Raw genomic sequence first — 17329 nt, forward strand, 5'->3', positions numbered from 1 at the left:
GTGACGTGCCCAAGCCCAGGCTGTTCGACGACACCCACGGCAAGGACGTGGCTGCCCTGGCCCGGTACGAGGTCCCCGAATACCACATGCCGTGGCCCGTGATCCTCAATCCGGACCACGAACGGGCCGAGCGGGCGGCCCGGAAGTGGGCGGCGGACTTCGGCCTGTTGACCGACGACGCGGCCCGGCAACGCATGATCGACATGCAGTGCGGCCTGTTCTCCGGCTGGTGGTGCCCGCGCACCGACACCCGCGGCGCCGTTCTCATGGCCAAGTGGGTCGCCTGGCTGTTCCTGTGGGACGACATCTTCGACGACGGGCCGCTCGGCAGGAACCCCGAGGCGTTCAAGGACCGCAAGGCCGTGCTCGACCGGCTCCTGAGCCAGGATCCGCCCCCGCCGCCGGACGCCCCCGGCCTCGGCTTCCCCCTCGCCCGCGCCCTGGCCGATCTGTGGGGCGATTTCTACGACTACTTTCCCGGACATCCGCGCGGCCGCTTCGCGGCACACGTCAAGCAGTATCTGAGTGCCATGGAAACCGAGGTCGGCAATCGGTCGGCGGAAGAACTCCCGGACACGGACGGCTATTTACGTCTGCGCGTGATCAACGGAGCCACCCGGCCCAGCATCGACGTCCTGGAAGGGCTCCAGGGTGCCGACATCCCCGACCACCTCCACCGGGGGCTCTTCTACGAACTCCGCGACATGGCGGCCGAGCTGTGGCTCTGGTCCAACGACACGTTCACCGTCCGCAAGGACCTGCATTACCGCAACCCCCACAATCTCGTCCTCGTCCTGCGCCAGGACCGGGACATCGGACTTCAGACGGCAGCGCACCACGTCGCATACATGACCCAGCAGCGCCTGCGCGACTTCCGCAGGATCGCCGAGCGACTGCGCGGCCTCACCGATATCGCCGACGACCCGCACGCCAGGCACAAGGAGGACATCCTGCGCGGCATCCAGGTCCTCCAGGACGCGCTGTCCGGCTACTACCGCTGGCAGGAGACGTGCCTGCGGTACAAGCGCAAGGAAGGATTCCTGACTCCCGCCCCCACCGGCCCGGCCCAAGGAAGGTGACAAGAATTGCGCAAGAATGCGGCTGCGCGAGTCCATCGTTTCCCCGATGAAGCCCGGCCCGGATACGGGGACGGCCGGCCCGCCCTGCCTTACCCCAACGGATGGTTCTGCGCGGGATTCTCCGACATGTGGGCCCCCGGAAGCGTCCACACCGTTCCCTTCATGGGCGAGGACCTCGTCGTGTTCCGCACCAGGCGGGGCACTCTCAAGGCCACCCGCCCCTACTGCCCCCACCTCGGCGCGCACCTCGGAGTCGGTGGCACGGTGCGGGGCGAGGAACTGCAGTGCCCCTTCCACCATCTGCGCTATTCGACGAACGGGGACTGCGTCCACAGCCCCTACGGACCCGCTCCGGACATCTCCTTGTCCATGCTTCCGCTGCGGGAGGAATGGGGGATCGTCTGGGTCTGGCACCATCACGAGAACACGGGCCCGACCTGGGACCTGACCGCCGGCCTCACCGGGCTCGAACACGCCCGCGACCCCGTCTACCGGATCACCGATCTCGGCGGATATCCCCAGGACGTCTCGGAGAACGTCGTCGACTACACCCATCTCACCTATCTGCACGGGCTGGTCGACCTCGAAGTCGTGGTGCCCCCGGCGTACGACGGCCCCTTCGGCCGGGTGACGATGAGGGCCGGGCGCAGGATCGGCCCGGTCGTCGCGAAATCCGATTTCCTCAACCAGTTCCCGGGGCTGGCCGGCGCCAACATCAACGTGGAAATGCGCGAATACGGCCTCTACTCCGTCAATTGGCTGCTCGCCACGCCCATAGGCCCCGGCCGCATGCGTTACAGCCTCGCGGCCGGCCTGGAATTCCTCGACCGCCCCGGCACGCCCGGGTCCATCGGCGCACGGCTCTCCCGGAAGGCGCTGCGGCTGCTTCAGTACCCCATCTTCTGGCAGACCAGGAAGGACGCGGCCCGCGACCTCGGGGTGTTCCACCACAAGCGGTTCACCGCGCCGCCCAGGCTCGCCGGCGGCGACGGCCCCATCGGGGCCCATCGCAAGTGGTCCCGCCAGTTCTATCCCACCCCTGAGGGCCAGGACCCCGACGCTTATTTCGCGCGGGCCAAGCTCTGAGGACGGGGCGGGCCGGACCCGTGGTCCGGCCCGCCCGCCGCCCTGCCTCAGTCCGTCAGATTCACCGCACGCGCCGACACCGCGCCGATCTCCTCCGCGATCTCGGCGAGGACCGGGGCCGGGATGGACTCGTCGACGGTCAGGGCGACGAGTGCCTCGCCGCCCTCCACCGCGCGGGAAACCTGCATGCCGGCGATGTTGATGCCCGCCTCGCCGAGGATCCGGCCGACCGTGCCGACGACACCGGGGCGGTCGCCGTAGCGGAGGAAGGCCATGTGGTCGGCGAGCGCCAGGTCCACGTCGTGGTCGCCGACCGCGACGATCTTCTGGAGGTGCTTGGGGCCCGCGAGCGTGCCGGAGACGGAGATCTCGTCACCGCCCGAGAGCGTGCCGCGCACGGTCACGACGTTGCGGTGCTCGGCCGACTCCGAGCTGGTGGTCAGCCGGACCTCGACGCCGCGCTCCTGCGCGAACAGCGGGGCGTTGACGTACGACACGGTCTCGTCGACGACGTCCTCGAACACGCCCTTGAGCGCGGAGAGTTCGAGCACCTTCACGTCGTGCTGGGTGAGCTCGCCGTAGACCTCGACGTCGAGCCGGACCGCGACCTCGCCCGCGAGGGCGGTGAAGATCCGGCCGAGCTTCTCGGCGAGCGGCAGGCCGGGCTTGACGTCCTCGGCGATGACGCCGCCCTGGACGTTGACCGCGTCCGGCACCAGCTCGCCGGCCAGCGCGAGGCGCACCGACTTGGCGACCGCGATGCCCGCCTTCTCCTGCGCCTCGCCCGTGGAGGCGCCCAGGTGCGGGGTGGCGACCACGTTGTCGAACTCGAAGAGCGGGGAGTCCGTGCAGGGCTCCTGGGTGTAGACGTCCAGGCCCGCGGCCGCGACCCGGCCCTCCTTCAGCGCGGTGGCCAGCGCCGCCTCGTCCACGATCCCGCCGCGCGCGGCGTTGACGATCCGCACCGACGGCTTGACCTTGTGCAGGGCCTCGTCACCGATGAGACCGAGCGTCTCGGGCGTCTTGGGCAGGTGGACGGTGATGAAGTCCGCGACCTCCAGCAGCTCGTCCAGCGTCAGCAGCCGGACACCCATCTGGGCGGCCCGCGCGGGCTGCACATAGGGGTCGTACGCGACGATCTTCATGCCGAACGCGGACATGCGCTGGGCCACGAGCACGCCGATGCGGCCGAGGCCGACGACGCCGAGGGTCTTCTCGGAGAGCTCGACGCCGGTGTACTTCGAGCGCTTCCACTCGCCGTTCTTCAGGGCGGAGTTGGCCTGCGGGATGTTGCGGGCGGTGGCGATCAGCAGGCCGCAGGCGAGCTCGGCCGCGGTGACGATGTTGGAGGTCGGGGCGTTCACGACCATCACGCCGGCCTTGGTGGCGGCGGCGACGTCGACGTTGTCCAGGCCGACACCGGCGCGCGCGACGACCCGCAGCCGCTTGGCGGCCGCGACCGCCTCGGCGTCGATCTTGGTGGCGCTGCGGACGAGGACGGCGTCCACATCGGCGATGGCGGGCAGCAGGGCGGCGCGGTCCGCGCCGTTGCAGTGCCGGATCTCGAAGTCCGGGCCCAGGGCGTCGACGGTCGCGGGGGAGAGCTCTTCCGCGATGAGTACGACGGGTTTACGGGACGAAGCTGTGCTCACGTGGTCCTCAGTCCTCACTAGTCCTTTGCGGACGGCCGTCCCGACGGCCGAAGGCGGTGAAGGGCAGCCGCGTGTGACGCACGACGCTGTGAGCCTGACGCGTTGATGCTCCGCAGTGTATCGGGGGTTGGAACCCCCTCGGGTGCGTGCGGAGAAACGTCACCCCGGCGTGACCGGGCGCGGGTCCCCGAAGCCGGCGAGGACCCGCGCCCGGGACCGGCTACTTGTCGTCGACCCAGCTCATGAGCTTGCGGAGCTTCTTGCCCGTGGTCTCCAGCAGGTGGTCCTCGTCGGCCTTCTTGTACTCGTTGTACTTCGGCAGGCCCGCCTCGTACTCCTTCATCCAGTTGTTGGCGAAGGTGCCGTCCTGGATCTCGCCCAGGACCTTCTTCATCTCGGCCTTGGTCTGGTCGGTGACGATGCGCGGGCCGGTGATGTAGTCGCCCCACTCGGCGGTCTCGGAGACCGACCAGCGCATCTTCTCCAGGCCGCCCTCGTACATCAGGTCCACGATCAGCTTGAGCTCGTGGAGGCACTCGAAGTACGCGATCTCCGGCTGGTAGCCCGCCTCGACCAGGGTCTCGAAGCCGGCCTTCACCAGCGCGGAGGCACCGCCGCAGAGCACGGCCTGCTCGCCGAAGAGGTCGGTCTCGGTCTCCTCGGTGAAGGTCGTCTTGATGACGCCGGCGCGGGTGCCGCCGATGGCCTTGGCGTAGGAGAGGGCGAGCTGGAAGGCGTTGCCGGAGGCGTCCTGCTCGACGGCCGCGATGCACGGCACGCCGCGGCCCTCCTCGTACTGACGGCGCACCAGGTGGCCCGGGCCCTTGGGGGCGACCATGCAGACGTCCACGCCGGCCGGGGGCTTGATGAAGCCGAAGCGGATGTTGAAGCCGTGGCCGAAGAACAGCGCGTCGCCGTCCTTGAGGTTGTCCTTGACGGACTCCTCGTAGACCTTGGCCTGGATCGGGTCCGGCACCAGGATCATGATGACGTCGGCCTCGGCCGCGGCCTCGGCGGGGGTGACCACGCGCAGGCCCTGCTCCTCGGCCTTCGCCTTGGACTTGGAGCCCTCGTGCAGGCCCACCCGGACATCGACGCCGGAGTCGCGCAGCGACAGCGCGTGGGCGTGGCCCTGGCTGCCGTAGCCCAGGACCGCGACCTTGCGGCGCTGGATGATGGACAGGTCGGCGTCGTTGTCGTAGAACAGCTCGGCTGCCACTGAGGTATCTCCTTGTTTTCCGGGTTTCCGGTTGTGCGTCCCACCGTATGCCGGGTGGGCGGGGGAAAGTCTTCGGGTCTCGTTATGCGGAAGGGCGGGCCGTCAGGCCGTGCGGTCCAGGGCGCGCAGGCTGCGGTCGGTGATGGAGCGGGCGCCGCGCCCTATGGCGATCGTCCCCGACTGCACGAGCTCCTTGATGCCGAACGGCTCCAGCATCTTGAGCATCGCGCCCAGCTTGTCGCTGCCGCCGGTGGCCTCGATGGTGACGGCCTCCGGGGAGACGTCGACGGTCTTGGCGCGGAAGAGCTGGACGATCTCGACGATCTGGGAGCGGGTCTCGTTGTCGGCGCGGACCTTCACCAGGACCAGCTCGCGCTGGATCGCGGCGCTGTCCTCCAGCTCGACGATCTTCAGCACGTTGACGAGCTTGTTGAGCTGCTTGGTGACCTGCTCCAGCGGCAGCGACTCGACGTTGACGACGATGGTGATGCGGGAGATGTCGGGGTGTTCGGTGACGCCGACCGCGAGCGAGTCGATGTTGAAGCCGCGGCGGGCGAACAGCGCGGCGATCCGGGTGAGGATGCCGGGGGTGTTCTCCACGAGGACGGAGAGCGTGTGCTTGGTCATGGTCTCTTTCTCTCTCCTGGCCTCAGTCGTCTTCGTTGTCGCCGAAGTCCGGGCGGACGCCGCGCGCCGCGAGGATCTCGTCGTTGGAGGTTCCGGCGGCGACCATGGGCCAGACCATGGCGTCCTGGTGGACGATGAAGTCCACCACGACCGGGCGGTCGTTGATGGCGTTGGCCTTCTCGATGACGGCGTCGAGCTGGGCCGGGTCCTCGCAGCGCAGGCCCACGCAGCCCATGGCCTCGGCGAGCTTGACGAAGTCCGGGACTCTGGTGCCGGCGCACGCCTCCTTGCCGCTGGCCTCGGGGCCGGAGTGCAGGACGGTGTTGGAGTAGCGCTGGTTGTAGAAGAGGGTCTGCCACTGGCGGACCATGCCGAGGGCGCCGTTGTTGATGATCGCGACCTTGACGGGGATGCCGTTCAGGGCGCAGGTGACCAGTTCCTGATTGGTCATCTGGAAGCAGCCGTCGCCGTCGATCGCCCAGACCGTGCGGTCCGGCGCGCCGGCCTTGGCGCCCATCGCGGCGGGCACGGCGTAGCCCATGGTGCCCGCGCCGCCGGAGTTGAGCCAGGTGCGCGGCTGTTCGTAGTCGATGAAGTGCGAGGCCCACATCTGGTGCTGGCCGACGCCCGCCGCGTAGATGGTGTCCTTCGGGGCGAGCTGGCCGATGCGCTGGATGACCTGCTGCGGGGAGAGGCTGCCGTCCTCGGGCTGGTCGTAGCCGAGGGGGTAGGTGTCGCGCCAGCGGTTGAGGTCGGCCCACCAAGCGCTGTAGTCACTGGTGTGACCCTCGGCGTGCTCGGTCTGGATCGCGACGATCAGGTCGGCGATGACCTCGCGGGCGTCCCCGACGATCGGCACGTCGGCGGCGCGGTTCTTGCCGATCTCGGCGGGGTCGATGTCCGCGTGGACGATCTTGGCGTACGGGGCGAAGGAGTCGAGCTTGCCGGTGACCCGGTCGTCGAAGCGGGCGCCGAGGGCCACGATCAGGTCGGACTTCTGCAGGGCGGTGACGGCGGCGACCGCGCCGTGCATCCCGGGCATGCCGACGTGGAGCGGGTGGCTGTCGGGGAAGGAGCCCAGCGCCATCAGGGTGGTGGTGACGGGGGCGCCGGTGAGCTCGGCCAGCACCTTGAGCTCGGCGGTGGCACCGGACTTCATCACGCCGCCGCCGACGTAGAGCACCGGCCGCTTGGCCTGGGTGATCAGCTTGGCGGCCTCGCGGATCTGCTTGGCGTGCGGCTTGGTGACCGGGCGGTAGCCGGGCAGGTCGGTGTGCGGGGGCCAGCTGAAGGTGGTCCGCGCCTGGAGGGCGTCCTTGGCGATGTCGACGAGCACCGGGCCGGGGCGGCCGGTGGAGGCGACGTGGAAGGCCTCGGCGATGGTCCGCGGGATCTCCGCGGGGTCGGTGACCAGCCAGTTGTGCTTGGTGATCGGCATGGTGATGCCGCAGATGTCCGCCTCCTGGAAGGCGTCCGTGCCGATCGACTTTGAGGCGACCTGACCGGTGATCGCCACCAGCGGCACGGAGTCCATGTGGGCGTCGGCGATGGGGGTGACGAGGTTGGTCGCCCCCGGCCCCGAGGTCGCCATGCACACCCCGACCTTGCCGGTGGCCTGCGCGTAGCCGGTGGCCGCGTGCCCGGCGCCCTGCTCGTGGCGGACGAGGACGTGGCGGACCCGCGCGGAGTCCATCATCGGGTCGTACGCCGGGAGGATCGCACCGCCCGGGATGCCGAAGACGATCTCCGCCCCTACCTCCTCCAGCGAGCGGATGAGGGACTGCGCCCCCGTGACGTGCTCGACGGTGGCGGGCTGCTGCGCCGCGCCGCTTCGGGCCCGCGGCTGCGGATGGTGGGCCCCGGTGGCCTGCTCGGTCATCGACATTCTCTTCTCGAGGGATTCGACGGTAAGGATTCGACGGTTACGACAGCTTCGGCGGTGGGAGGTTTGGGTGGGTCTGCGGGCATCCGGTGCAACAAAAAACCCCTCGTGCCGTGAGGCAAGCGAGGGGAGCGCGCCGGAGTGGTCAGCAGGACTTACTGGGTGGCCTGCTTCAGCCGACGCGCTTTCCAAGTACGAGAATTCGGGTGCGCATGGCTCCGACCCTCCACCCGCCGCATATGAGGTGTCAAGCGGGTGGGACGGGCGTCTCATTATTTGAGCGCAATGGAGCATGCGCGAGGGATCCCGCGCCGCCCGCCGCGCCCGAACGGGCGCCCGACGGCATGATCGCCGGGGCCGGTGGAGCGCCTCCGACGAGCACGTTCGCGCCGTCGGCCGGGCGGGGCACCGGATAGCTGCCGAGGTCGAGTGCGTAGCGGAGCCGGTGTTCGTCGAGCGGGCCCGCGAACGCCTTGCCCAGGCCGTGGGTGCAGCCCATGGCGCGCAGGGCGAGCGCCTGTTCGGGCACGTCGACGCCCTCGGCCACGGACTGCATCCCGAGGTCGGTGGCGATCCGCAGCAGCCCTGCGGTGATCTTGTGCAGCCGGGCGGACTCCACCACGCCGTCGACCAGCCCGCGGTCGAGCTTGAGCGTGTCGATGGGGAGCCTGCGCAGCGCGCTGATCGCGGCATAGCCGCTGCCGAAGCCGTCCAGGGCGATCCGCACGCCGAGCCTGCGCAGGGTGACCAGCCGCCGCTCCAGCTCGTCCAGCGGGACCCGGGGGTCGCTGCCGGAGAGCTCCAGGACGAGCGCGCCGGAGGGCAGGCCGTGGTGGATGAGCAGCCCTTCGAGGTACTTCGGTGGCAGCGACTTGTCCATCAGACGGGTGGCCGACAGCTGGACGTACACCGGGACGGGGTGGCCCGCGCGGCAGCGGTGGGCGGCCTGCTCGACGGCCTTCTCGACCGTCCAGCGGCCGAGTTCGGCGAAGCGCGCGGCCTCGTCGCCGCGCTCGCTCTCGGCCACGCGGAGGTATTCGGCGGGGGTGAACAGTATCCCCTGGGCCGAGCGCCAGCGGGGCTGCGCGGCGACGGCGGTGACCCGGCCGGTCTGGAGCTCGACCACCGGCTGGTGCAGCAGCGCGAACTCGCCGTCGTGCAGCGCGGTGCGCAGCCGGGTGGCCAGTTCGGCGCGGCGCACCACGTCGGCCTGCATCTGCGGGGCGTAGAGCTCGACGCGGCCCTTGCCCGCCTGCTTCGCGCGGTACATCGCGAGGTCGGCGTTGCGCATCAGGGCGCCGGGGGTGATGCCGGGCTCCGCGAAGGCGACGCCGATGCTGGCGGCCACGCGGACCTCGGTGCCTCCTTCCACCTTGTAGGGCTGGGAGAGGGTGAGCCGGAGCCGGTCGGCGATCTCGTGGATGCGGTATTCGCGGGCCGCGGGGTCGCGGGTGCCGTCGCCGATGATGAGCGCGGCGAACTCGTCGCCCCCGAAGCGGGCGGTGCTGTCGCCGGACCGCACGGAGTCCTGGAGCCGGCGGGCGGCCTGGACGAGCAGTTCGTCGCCCGCCTGGTGGCCGACGGAGTCGTTGACCGCCTTGAAGCCGTCGAGGTCGATGAAGAGCACGGCGGTGCCCGCGTCGGTCGCTCTGCGGCCGGCGAGGGCCTGCTGGACCTTCTTGGTGAACAGGGCGCGGTTGGGCAGGTCGGTGAGCGGGTCGTGCTCGGCGGTGTGCTGGAGCTGGGCCTGGAGCCGGACCCGCTCGGTGACATCGCGGCTGTTGAAGATGAGGCCGCCGTGGTGGCGGTTGACGGTGGACTCGACGTTGAGCCAGTCGCCGTTGCCGGAGCGGAAGCGGCATTCGATCCGGGTGGTGGGCTCCTCGGCGGGTGGTGCCGCGAGGAAGCGGCGCACCTCGTGGACGACTCTGCCGAGGTCCTCCGGGTGGATCAGCGAGGCCAGTTCGGACCCGACGAGCTCCTCGGCCTCGCGGCCGTAGACGCCCGCGGCGGCGGGGCTGACGTAGCGCAGTATCCCGGTGGGCGCGGCGATCATGATGACGTCGCTGGAGCCCTGGACGAGGGACCTGAAGTGGTTCTCCGCCTGGGCCAGTTCCTGGGTCAGGGAGATGTTGTCGAGCAGCATGATGCCCTGGCGGATGACGAGCGCCAGGACGACCGTGCAGCCGGTGAAGAGCACGACCTGGTCGACGTGGTGGCCGTCCAGGACGTTGTAGAGGATCCCCAGGGTGCAGACCGCGGCGGCCAGATAGGGGGTGAGGGCGGCGAGCGAGCCGGCGATGGGCCGGCTCGGGTGGTGCGGCTGCCGGTCGGAGCGGGCGGGCGCCGCGGTGTCGTCGCCCTCCTCGCGGGCCACCCAGGGCGCGTACGCCATCAGCAGATAGCCCGCGAACCAGCCCGCGTCGAGGATCTGGCCGGAGCGGTAGTGCGAGCGCAGCAGCGGTGAGGTGAACAGCGCGTCGCACAGGACGGTCAGCGCGAGGGCCGCGATGGCGGTGTTGATGGCCGAGCGGTTGGCGGTGGAGCGCCGGAAGTGCAGCGCGAGGACCATCGACACCAGGGCGATGTCCAGCAGCGGATAGGCGAGCGAGAGGGCCGCGTGCGCCACGGTCTCGCCCTCGAAGTGCGCGGTGTGCGCGAGGGCCAGGCTCCAGGAGAGGGTCAGCAGGGAGCCGCCGGTCAGCCAGGCGTCGAGGGCGAGGCAGACCCAGCCGGCCCGGGTGACGGGGCGCCTGGCGAGAACGAGCAGGCCGATGATGGCCGGTGGCGCGAAGAGCAGGAAGCAGAAGTCGGCCGCCGAGGGGGTGGGCACGCGCTCGTCGAGGACGACTTCGTACCACCCCCAGACGATGTTGCCGAGGCCCGCCATCGCCGAGGAGGCCGCGAAGAGCAGCCAGGCGAGCCGGAAGCGCGTCTTGTGCGTCCGGCCGTACCAGAAGCAGGAGACCGCGGCGAGGGCCGCGGCGCCGCCGAGCCCGAAGTCGCCCATGGCGGAGGCCAGCTCGCTCGATCCCCAGCCGAAGGCCGCGCCCGTGGCATAGCCGCCGCAGACGAGGGCGAGGAGGAGCTGGGACGCGGGCCCGGAACCGCCGGCCTGCCGGCGGGACAGCGTCGCTCCGGGGGCGCTCACCGCGTCGCCGTCCCGGGCGGGACTCCGAGCCAGGCGAAGTGGGCCCGGAGGAAGGAGAGATGAGGACGCCGGCATCCCGGACCGCCCGGCCGGGGCCGGGGGCGGGACGGCGGAGCCGCCGTGCGGTGGTGCCGTGGTCGGTGCGTGAGCCGCGTCGGGTTGATCGTCCAGTGGCCGTGCATCGCCCGTCGCCCCCCTCAGTGCCGGTACTTCGCTGCGCCGTACGGTGCCCGGCGCAGCCCCCGGTCCGGACGATACACCAGACTCGTCACTCAGGGACATAGCTCATATACATAGCGTAATCAGCAACGGGGTTATGAACACTGAGTGCAGCCGAACGGTACCTCTACGTGGCAACTAGGGGGCAGTGACTACGACATTTTGCAGGGGTGCGTCCAGAGCGAATCTGGCCAGCTGATCACGCAGGAGGCGTTCGGCGCGGGGCAGAAAGGCCGAAGAGGGCCCACCCACGTGGGGCGTGATCAGGGTGTTGGGCGCGCTCCACAGCGGGTGCCCCGGCGGCAGCGGCTCGGGGTCGGTGACGTCGAGCGCGGCCCGCAGCCTGCCCTTCTCCAGCTCGGCCAGGAGCGCCTCGGTGTCGACGATCGCGCCGCGCGCGATGTTCACCAGCAGGGCGCCGTCCCGCATCGCCGCGAGGAAGTCGGCGCCCACCAGACCGCGGGTGTCCGCCGTGAGCGGCGCCGCGATGATCACGACGTCGGCATCGGGAAGGAGGGACGGGAGCGCGGCGACGGGATGGACAGGCCCGCGGGGTGTTTCACGCGGGGAGCGCGCGACGCGCACGACCCGCGCGCACTCGAAGGGCACGAGCCGGTCCTCGATGGCGGATCCGATGGAACCGTAGCCGAGGATCAGCACGTTCTTGTCCGCGAGCGCCGGGCGGAAGCCCTGCGCCCACTCCCCCGCGTCCTGCGCCCGTACGAAGCCGGGGATGTCGCGCAGCGCGGCGAGGGTGAGCGTGAGGGCCAGCTCGGCGGTGCTGGTGTCGTGCAGGCCGCGGGCGTTGCACAGGAGGGTGCCCGACGGCAGCCGCGGCACGGCGGGCAGGATGTTGTCGACGCCCGCGGTGAGCGTCTGGACGACCCGCAGGCCCGTCATGGCGGAAAGCGGGCGCAGGCCGATGTCGCCGCTGGTCACATAGGGCGGGACGTAGAAGGCGCAGCGGGCGGGGTCGGTGGGGTAGTCGGGTTCGCCGTTCCAGTAGGCGTAGTCCAGGGCCGTGGGCAGGCCCTCGATCTCCTCGGGGCGGATCGGCAGCCAGGCCAGGGGGCGGGCGGAACCGCTGTGATCTGCACTCATGCCAGGAGGCTATGCGAAGCCGCCTGCCCGGCAGAGGTTAGTTTGGGGACGAGGAACGGGAGGGAACGGCCGGTGGAGCGCAGGACAATCGGTGCGGCGGCGCTCGAAGTGGGCGCGATCGGCCTCGGGTGCATGCCCATGCACTGGGCGTACACCGCCTCTCAGCAGAGCGGCGAGGGCGCGCTGCGCACGGTGCACGCGGCGCTCGACGCGGGGACGACGCTGCTGGACACCGCTGACATGTACGGGCCGTTCACCAATGAGCTGCTGGTCGGCCGGGTGCTGCGGGAGCGGCGCGCGGAGGCCTTCGTGTCGACCAAGTGCGGGCTGCTGGTGGGCGATCAGCACATCGTCGCCAACGGCCGTCCCGGCTATGTGAAGCGGGCGTGCGACGCCTCGCTGCGGCGGCTCCAGACCGATGTGATCGACGTCTATCAGCTGCACCGGCCGGATCCCGAGGTGCCGGTCGAGGAGACCTGGGGGGCGATGGCGGAGCTGGTCTCGGCGGGCAAGGTGCGCTCGCTGGGGTGGTGCGCGATCGGCGCGCGGGCCCACCGCCGGTCGCGCGCGGGGCTCTACGACGCGACGATCCGCCAGCTGGAGCGAATACAGCAGGTCTTCCCGGTGAGCTGTGTGCAGGCGGAGTTGTCGGTCTGGTCCCGGGAGGCGCTGGACTCGCTGGTGCCGTGGTGCGCGTCGCGGGGCGTCGGGCTGCTCGCGGCGATGCCTCTGGGGAACGGTTTCCTCAGTGGCACGCTCACCCCGGGGCAGGGCTTCGAGCCGGAGGACATCCGGGCGCGGCACCCCCGGTTCACCGCCGAGATGATGGCCGCCAACCAGCCGATCGTGGCGGGGCTGCGGCGGGTGGCCGGGCGCCATGGCGCCACGGCCGCGCAGGTCGCCCTGGCCTGGGTGCTGGCGCAGGGCCGGCACGTGGTGCCGGTGCCGGGGACGAAGAAGGCCGCGTGGGTGAAGCAGAACGCGGCGGCCGCGCAACTGCGGCTCACACCGGAGGACTTCGCGGAGATCGCGGCCCTGCCGAAGGCCATGGGTTCCTGGGACTGACAGGGGACTGACAGGGGACCGAGAGGGGCGTCGTCCGGGGCCGCGCCGACGGGAGCGTGTATAAGGAACTGTGCCGCCGCTGCTGCACGCCGCCCCGCCCCGCCCCGCCCCGGCGAGAGGAACGAACCATGCGAGCCCCACGACGACGCGCGGCGCGCCCCCGCCTCGCCGCTGCCGCGCTCGCGCTGGCCGTGACGCTGGCCGCCGCGGGCTGTTCGGGCGGTGCGGGCCTGCCGGGCCGCGGCACGCCGGGTTCGGGCCCCTCGGGCGTCAAGTCCCCTGAAGCGGGCGGCACTTCCGGGGTCACGGCGGCGCCCGCCAAGGGTTCGGTGAAGGTCGTCCGCACGCTCACCACCAAGCTCACCTCGCCCTGGGGCGTCGCCGCGCTGCCCGGTGGTGACCTGCTGGTGGGTTCCCGCGACACGGGGAAGATCATCCGGGTGGCCGCGAAGGACGGCGCGCAGAGCGAGGTGGGCTCGGTGCCGGGCGTCGCGGCGGCAGGCGAGGGCGGCCTGCTGGGCCTGGCCCTCTCCCCCGGCTATGCGACGGACCACCTGCTGTACGCGTACTTCACCACCGCCTCGGACAACCGGATCGCGCAGTTGCGCTACGACGAGGCCAAGCCCGACGGGCTGCGGCTGGGCGCGCCGAACACGATCTTCCAGGGCATTCCCAAGGGGCAGATCCACAACGGCGGGCGGATCGCCTTCGGCCCCGACGGGATGCTGTACGCGGGCACGGGCGAGGGCGGCGAGCGGGGCCGCGCCCAGGACCCGAAGTCGTACGGCGGCAAGATCCTCCGGATGACGCCGGACGGCCGGCCCGCGCCCGGCAATCCACGGCCCGATTCGGTGATCTATTCCTCGGGCCACCGCAATGTGCAGGGGCTGGCGTGGGACGCGGACCGGCGGCTGTGGGCGTCGGAATTCGGCCAGGACACATGGGACGAGCTCAATCTCATCGAGCCGGGCGGCAATTACGGCTGGCCGGTGGTGGAGGGCAAGGCGGGCCGCCCCGGCTATCGCGACCCCGTCGCGCAGTGGAAGCCCTCCGAGGCGTCCCCGAGCGGGCTCGCCTACGCGAAGGGGTCCCTGTGGATGGCGGCCCTGAGGGGTGAGCGCCTGTGGCGGATCCCGCTGCGGGGTGCCGTCCCGGCGGCGGATCCGCAGCCGTTCCTGGTGGGTGACTACGGCCGGCTGCGCACGGTCGTGGCGGCCGGCGACGGCGGCCTGTGGCTGACGACGAGCAACACGGACGGCCGGGGCAAGCCTGGGGACGCGGACGACCGCGTCCTGCGGCTGGAGGTGTCCTGAAGGGTCCTCGCGCACGCCCGGGGGATTCGCACGCGCGTCTGGCATGCTGGAGAGGCGGCGCTGCGACGGGAGTTGAGATGTTCAATGTGTTCGAGGAACTGTTCTCACCGGGGCGGGCACACACCGACGAGGAGAACAACCGGCTGGAGCTGACCCGGGAGGACGTCGGCGACGGCGACCCGGGCCGGGGCCCGGTGGACCTCGACTCGGGGCATGTGGTCATACGGCCCCGGCGGGGCTGACCGGGCCCGGGGCCCCGCGGAAGACGGCGTCAGAGCGGGTGCGCGTGCCCCGGACGCCCGGCTGCCGGTCCTTCGCCGCCTGCGGCCGCGTCCTCAAACTCCCCCAGCTACCTCCCCCAGACTCCGTCCGGGGGTGCCCCCAGAGGTGCCCCCAGCGGCGGGCGGCCTCAAGCTCCGGCCGGGCTGAGATGCGCGGACCGTAGTCCGCATTCCTGCGGCCCGCAGGCTACGAGCCCACGGCCCGTGAAAATCAGCCCGTCCGGCGTTTGAGGACACCGCGCGAAGCGCGGTCAGGGGTCTGGGGCGAAGCCCCCACGCGGCGGAGCCGCACATCAGACGCAGCCGGGAAGGGGCGGGGCTGGGGAACAAGAACTGGGGCACCCACCGGCACCGGGACCGGCACCGGAACCGGCGCGTCCGGCGGCTCCGGCGGCTCGATGCTGAAGCGCGGCAGCAGCCGTTCCAGCCACCCCGGCAGCCACCAGTTCGCACCGCCCAGCATGTGCATCAGCGCCGGCACCAGCAGCGTCCGGAGGACGAACGCGTCCAGGGCCACCGCCGCGGCCAGGCCGATGCCGAACATCGCGATCACGCGGTCGCCGCTCAGCACGAAGGCGAGGAAGACCGAAATCATGATCACCGCGGCGGAGTTGATGACACGGCTGGTCTCGGCGAGGCCGACGCGCACCGCCCGGCAGTTGTCGCGGGTGGCCCGCCACTCCTCGTACATCCGGCTGACCAGGAAGACCTGGTAGTCCATGGACAGGCCGAAGAGCACCGAGACCATGACGACCGGAAGGAAGGGCTCGATGGGGCCCGCGGCGCCCAGGCCGAGCGTCTCGCTGCCCCAGCCCCACTGGAAGACCGCGACGATCAGGCCGAAGGAGGAGGCGACCGCGGCGATGTTCATCAGCGCGGCCTTCAGCGGTATGCCGATGCTCCGGAAGGCCAGCAGGAGCAGCAGGCAGCCGAGGCCGACGACGGTGCCGATGAACAGCGGCAGCTTGCCGAGGATGACGCCCGCGAAGTCGTCGTAGCTCGCGGTGATGCCACCGACCTGGACCTCCGCGCCGGTGCCCGCCGTGGCCCGCGGCAGCACCGTGGTGCGCAGCCGGTCGACGAGGTCGCTGGTGGCGCGGGACTGCGGTGAGGTGGTGGGCACGACGGTGATCACGCCGGTGTCACCGCTGTGGTTCAGCGCCGAGGGGCTGACGGAGGCGACACCCTCGGTGTGGCGGAGGGTGTCGGGCAGGCGGTTGAAGGCGAGCCGGTCGGCGGCGCTGTCGAGGGGCGCGACGAGGGTCAGCGGTCCGCCCGCGCCCGGTCCGAAGCCCTTGCCGAGCATGTCGTACGCCTGGCGGGTGGTCGACGTGGCCGGGTTGTTGCCCTGGTCGGAGGTGCCCAGGTGGAGGGAGAACACCGGCAGCGCGAGGATCAGCATCACGGCCGCCGCGAGGCCGCCCAGCAGCTTGGGGTGGCGCTCGACGAAGGCCGACCAGCGGGCGGCGAGCCCGGTGGGGACCTCGGGGCGGGGGCCGCGCTCGGCGAGGGCGCGGCGTTCGCGGCGGCTGAGCGCGCGGTGGCCGATCAGCCCGAGCAGCGCGGGCAGCAGGGTGACGGAGGCCGCGACGGTGAGGACGACGGTGAGCGAGGCGGCGAGGGCCACGCCGTTGAGGAAGCTGAGTCGCAGAATCAGCATGCCGAGCAGGGCCACGCAGACGGTGCCGCCCGCGAAGACGACGGCGCGCCCGGTGGTGGCCACAGCCTTCTCCGCCGCCTCCTGCACGGACAGGCCCGCGCGCAGGCCCTTGCGGTGCCGGGTGACGATGAAGAGGGCGTAGTCGATGCCCACGCCGAGCCCGATGAGGGTGCCCAGCATCGGGGCGAAGCCGGCGACCGTCATGACGTGGCCGAGCAGCACGGTGCCCATGGCGGCGGTGCCGACGCCGACGAGGGCGGTGGCGATGGGCAGCAGGCTGGCGGCGAGCGAGCCGAAGACGACGAAGAGCACGACCGCCGCGACCAGCACCCCGATGATCTCGCTGAGGTGGCCCCCGGCGCTCTCGGTGGTGCCGATGGAGCTGCCGCCGAGGGCGACTTGGAGGTGGTCGGTGGCGGCGGCCCGTGCGGTGTCGACGACCCGCTGGACCTGTGCCTTGTCCGGATCGCCGCCGGTGTTCACGAAGTTCAGGGAGGCGTAGGCGGTGTGGCCGTCCGGGCTGATCCGGGCCGCGCCGTCGCTGCCGTACGGGCCGCTGACCCCGGCGACGCCGGGCAGCCCGGCGACCTCGCTCAGGACGGAGCTCATGCGCTGCTCGACGTCGGGTGCGCGGACGGTGCCGGAGTCGGTGTGCCAGACGATGGTGTCGTCGCCGCCCTCGCGGGGGAACGCCTTCTCCATCAGGGCGGTGGCGCGGGCGGACTCGGTGCCGGGGACGCCGTAGTCGTCGGAGTACGCGGAGCCGGCGAGGGTGGCGGCCGCGGCCGTGCCCAGCAGGGCGACGAGCCACAGCACGACGACGGCGAAGCGGCGGCGCAGGCACCACCGGGCAAGTGAGGTCATTCCCTGCTTCCCGGGTATCGCGTCGATCTCGCCGGGAAATGACCCGTGGTTCCGACCGCTGGAGCTGGAGGGCGAAAGGCCGCGGGCACGCTGACGGCGTGGGGGGCCTCTGCGGCACCACTGTGACAGG

General features: G+C 71.4%; 12 protein-coding genes. 5 read left to right on the forward strand and 7 right to left on the reverse strand.

Features of this window, described 5'->3' with window-relative positions:
* The first annotated feature begins 5 nt into the window (after positions 1–5).
* Both ACFY1P_RS00460 and ACFY1P_RS00465 read left to right on the forward strand, forming a co-directional pair.
* Entirely contained in the window at positions 6–1079 is a 1074-nt protein-coding gene (locus ACFY1P_RS00460) for a terpene synthase family protein (RefSeq protein WP_361526007.1), read from the forward strand.
* A gap of 6 nt (positions 1080–1085) precedes the next feature.
* Positions 1086–2165, forward strand: a complete 1080-nt coding sequence (locus ACFY1P_RS00465) for a Rieske 2Fe-2S domain-containing protein (RefSeq protein ID WP_390749243.1) — start codon at positions 1086–1088, stop codon at positions 2163–2165.
* A gap of 47 nt (positions 2166–2212) precedes the next feature.
* Here the strand turns inward: ACFY1P_RS00465 and serA are convergent, their stop codons facing one another.
* The 6 genes from serA to ACFY1P_RS00495 form a co-directional block, all read right to left on the reverse strand.
* Entirely contained in the window at positions 2213–3817 is a 1605-nt protein-coding gene (gene serA, locus ACFY1P_RS00470; RefSeq protein ID WP_361528130.1) for a phosphoglycerate dehydrogenase, read from the reverse strand.
* Between the two features lie 220 nt (positions 3818–4037).
* A complete protein-coding gene (gene ilvC, locus ACFY1P_RS00475) occupies positions 4038–5036 on the reverse strand; it encodes a ketol-acid reductoisomerase (protein ID WP_361528132.1) in 999 nt (332 codons plus the stop codon).
* Between the two features lie 102 nt (positions 5037–5138).
* On the reverse strand, positions 5139–5663 hold the full coding sequence (gene ilvN / locus ACFY1P_RS00480; protein WP_361528134.1) for an acetolactate synthase small subunit: 525 nt from the start codon (positions 5661–5663) through the stop codon (positions 5139–5141).
* A gap of 22 nt (positions 5664–5685) precedes the next feature.
* The gene (locus ACFY1P_RS00485; RefSeq protein ID WP_361528136.1) at positions 5686–7548 is read right to left on the reverse strand and encodes an acetolactate synthase large subunit; all 1863 of its coding nucleotides are present in this window, start codon (positions 7546–7548) and stop codon (positions 5686–5688) included.
* 244 nt (positions 7549–7792) lie between these two features.
* A complete protein-coding gene (locus tag ACFY1P_RS00490; protein ID WP_390749244.1) occupies positions 7793–10696 on the reverse strand; it encodes a putative bifunctional diguanylate cyclase/phosphodiesterase in 2904 nt (967 codons plus the stop codon).
* A 357-nt stretch (positions 10697–11053) separates the two neighbouring features.
* Entirely contained in the window at positions 11054–12016 is a 963-nt protein-coding gene (locus ACFY1P_RS00495) for a 2-hydroxyacid dehydrogenase (RefSeq protein ID WP_390749245.1), read from the reverse strand.
* A gap of 72 nt (positions 12017–12088) precedes the next feature.
* Here ACFY1P_RS00495 and ACFY1P_RS00500 point away from each other — a divergent pair, with 72 nt between their 5' ends.
* The 3 genes from ACFY1P_RS00500 (at position 12089) to ACFY1P_RS00510 (ending at position 14636) form a co-directional block, all read left to right on the forward strand.
* Complete coding sequence (locus tag ACFY1P_RS00500) at positions 12089–13081, forward strand: aldo/keto reductase (RefSeq protein ID WP_361528142.1); 993 nt, start codon at positions 12089–12091, stop codon at positions 13079–13081.
* Between the two features lie 128 nt (positions 13082–13209).
* Positions 13210–14394 carry a PQQ-dependent sugar dehydrogenase gene (locus ACFY1P_RS00505; RefSeq protein ID WP_390749246.1) on the forward strand — a complete coding sequence of 395 codons (1185 nt, stop codon included), beginning with the start codon at positions 13210–13212 and terminating at the stop codon, positions 14392–14394.
* A gap of 77 nt (positions 14395–14471) precedes the next feature.
* Positions 14472–14636, forward strand: a complete 165-nt coding sequence (locus ACFY1P_RS00510; RefSeq protein ID WP_361528146.1) for a DUF6191 domain-containing protein — start codon at positions 14472–14474, stop codon at positions 14634–14636.
* A gap of 250 nt (positions 14637–14886) precedes the next feature.
* On the opposite strand, the gene ACFY1P_RS00515 is transcribed toward ACFY1P_RS00510, so the two are convergent.
* Entirely contained in the window at positions 14887–17199 is a 2313-nt protein-coding gene (locus ACFY1P_RS00515; protein ID WP_390749247.1) for an MMPL family transporter, read from the reverse strand.
* Positions 17200–17329: the final 130 nt, after the last annotated feature.

The organism is Streptomyces sp. NPDC001407 (genome assembly GCF_042895325.1).
Lineage (GTDB): Bacteria > Actinomycetota > Actinomycetes > Streptomycetales > Streptomycetaceae > Streptomyces.

Bases quoted from the DNA above. Each gene is read 5' to 3' on its own strand.
- ilvN (WP_361528134.1), bottom strand. From the start codon at position 5,663: ATGACCAAGCACACGCTCTCCGTCCTCGTGGAGAACACCCCCGGCATC.
- ACFY1P_RS00485 (WP_361528136.1), bottom strand. From the start codon at position 7,548: ATGTCGATGACCGAGCAGGCCACCGGGGCCCACCATCCGCAGCCGCGG.
- ACFY1P_RS00495 (WP_390749245.1), bottom strand. From the start codon at position 12,016: ATGAGTGCAGATCACAGCGGTTCCGCCCGCCCCCTGGCCTGGCTGCCG.
- ACFY1P_RS00505 (WP_390749246.1), top strand. From the start codon at position 13,210: ATGCGAGCCCCACGACGACGCGCGGCGCGCCCCCGCCTCGCCGCTGCC.
- ACFY1P_RS00510 (WP_361528146.1), top strand. From the start codon at position 14,472: ATGTTCAATGTGTTCGAGGAACTGTTCTCACCGGGGCGGGCACACACC.
- ACFY1P_RS00515 (WP_390749247.1), bottom strand. From the start codon at position 17,199: ATGACCTCACTTGCCCGGTGGTGCCTGCGCCGCCGCTTCGCCGTCGTC.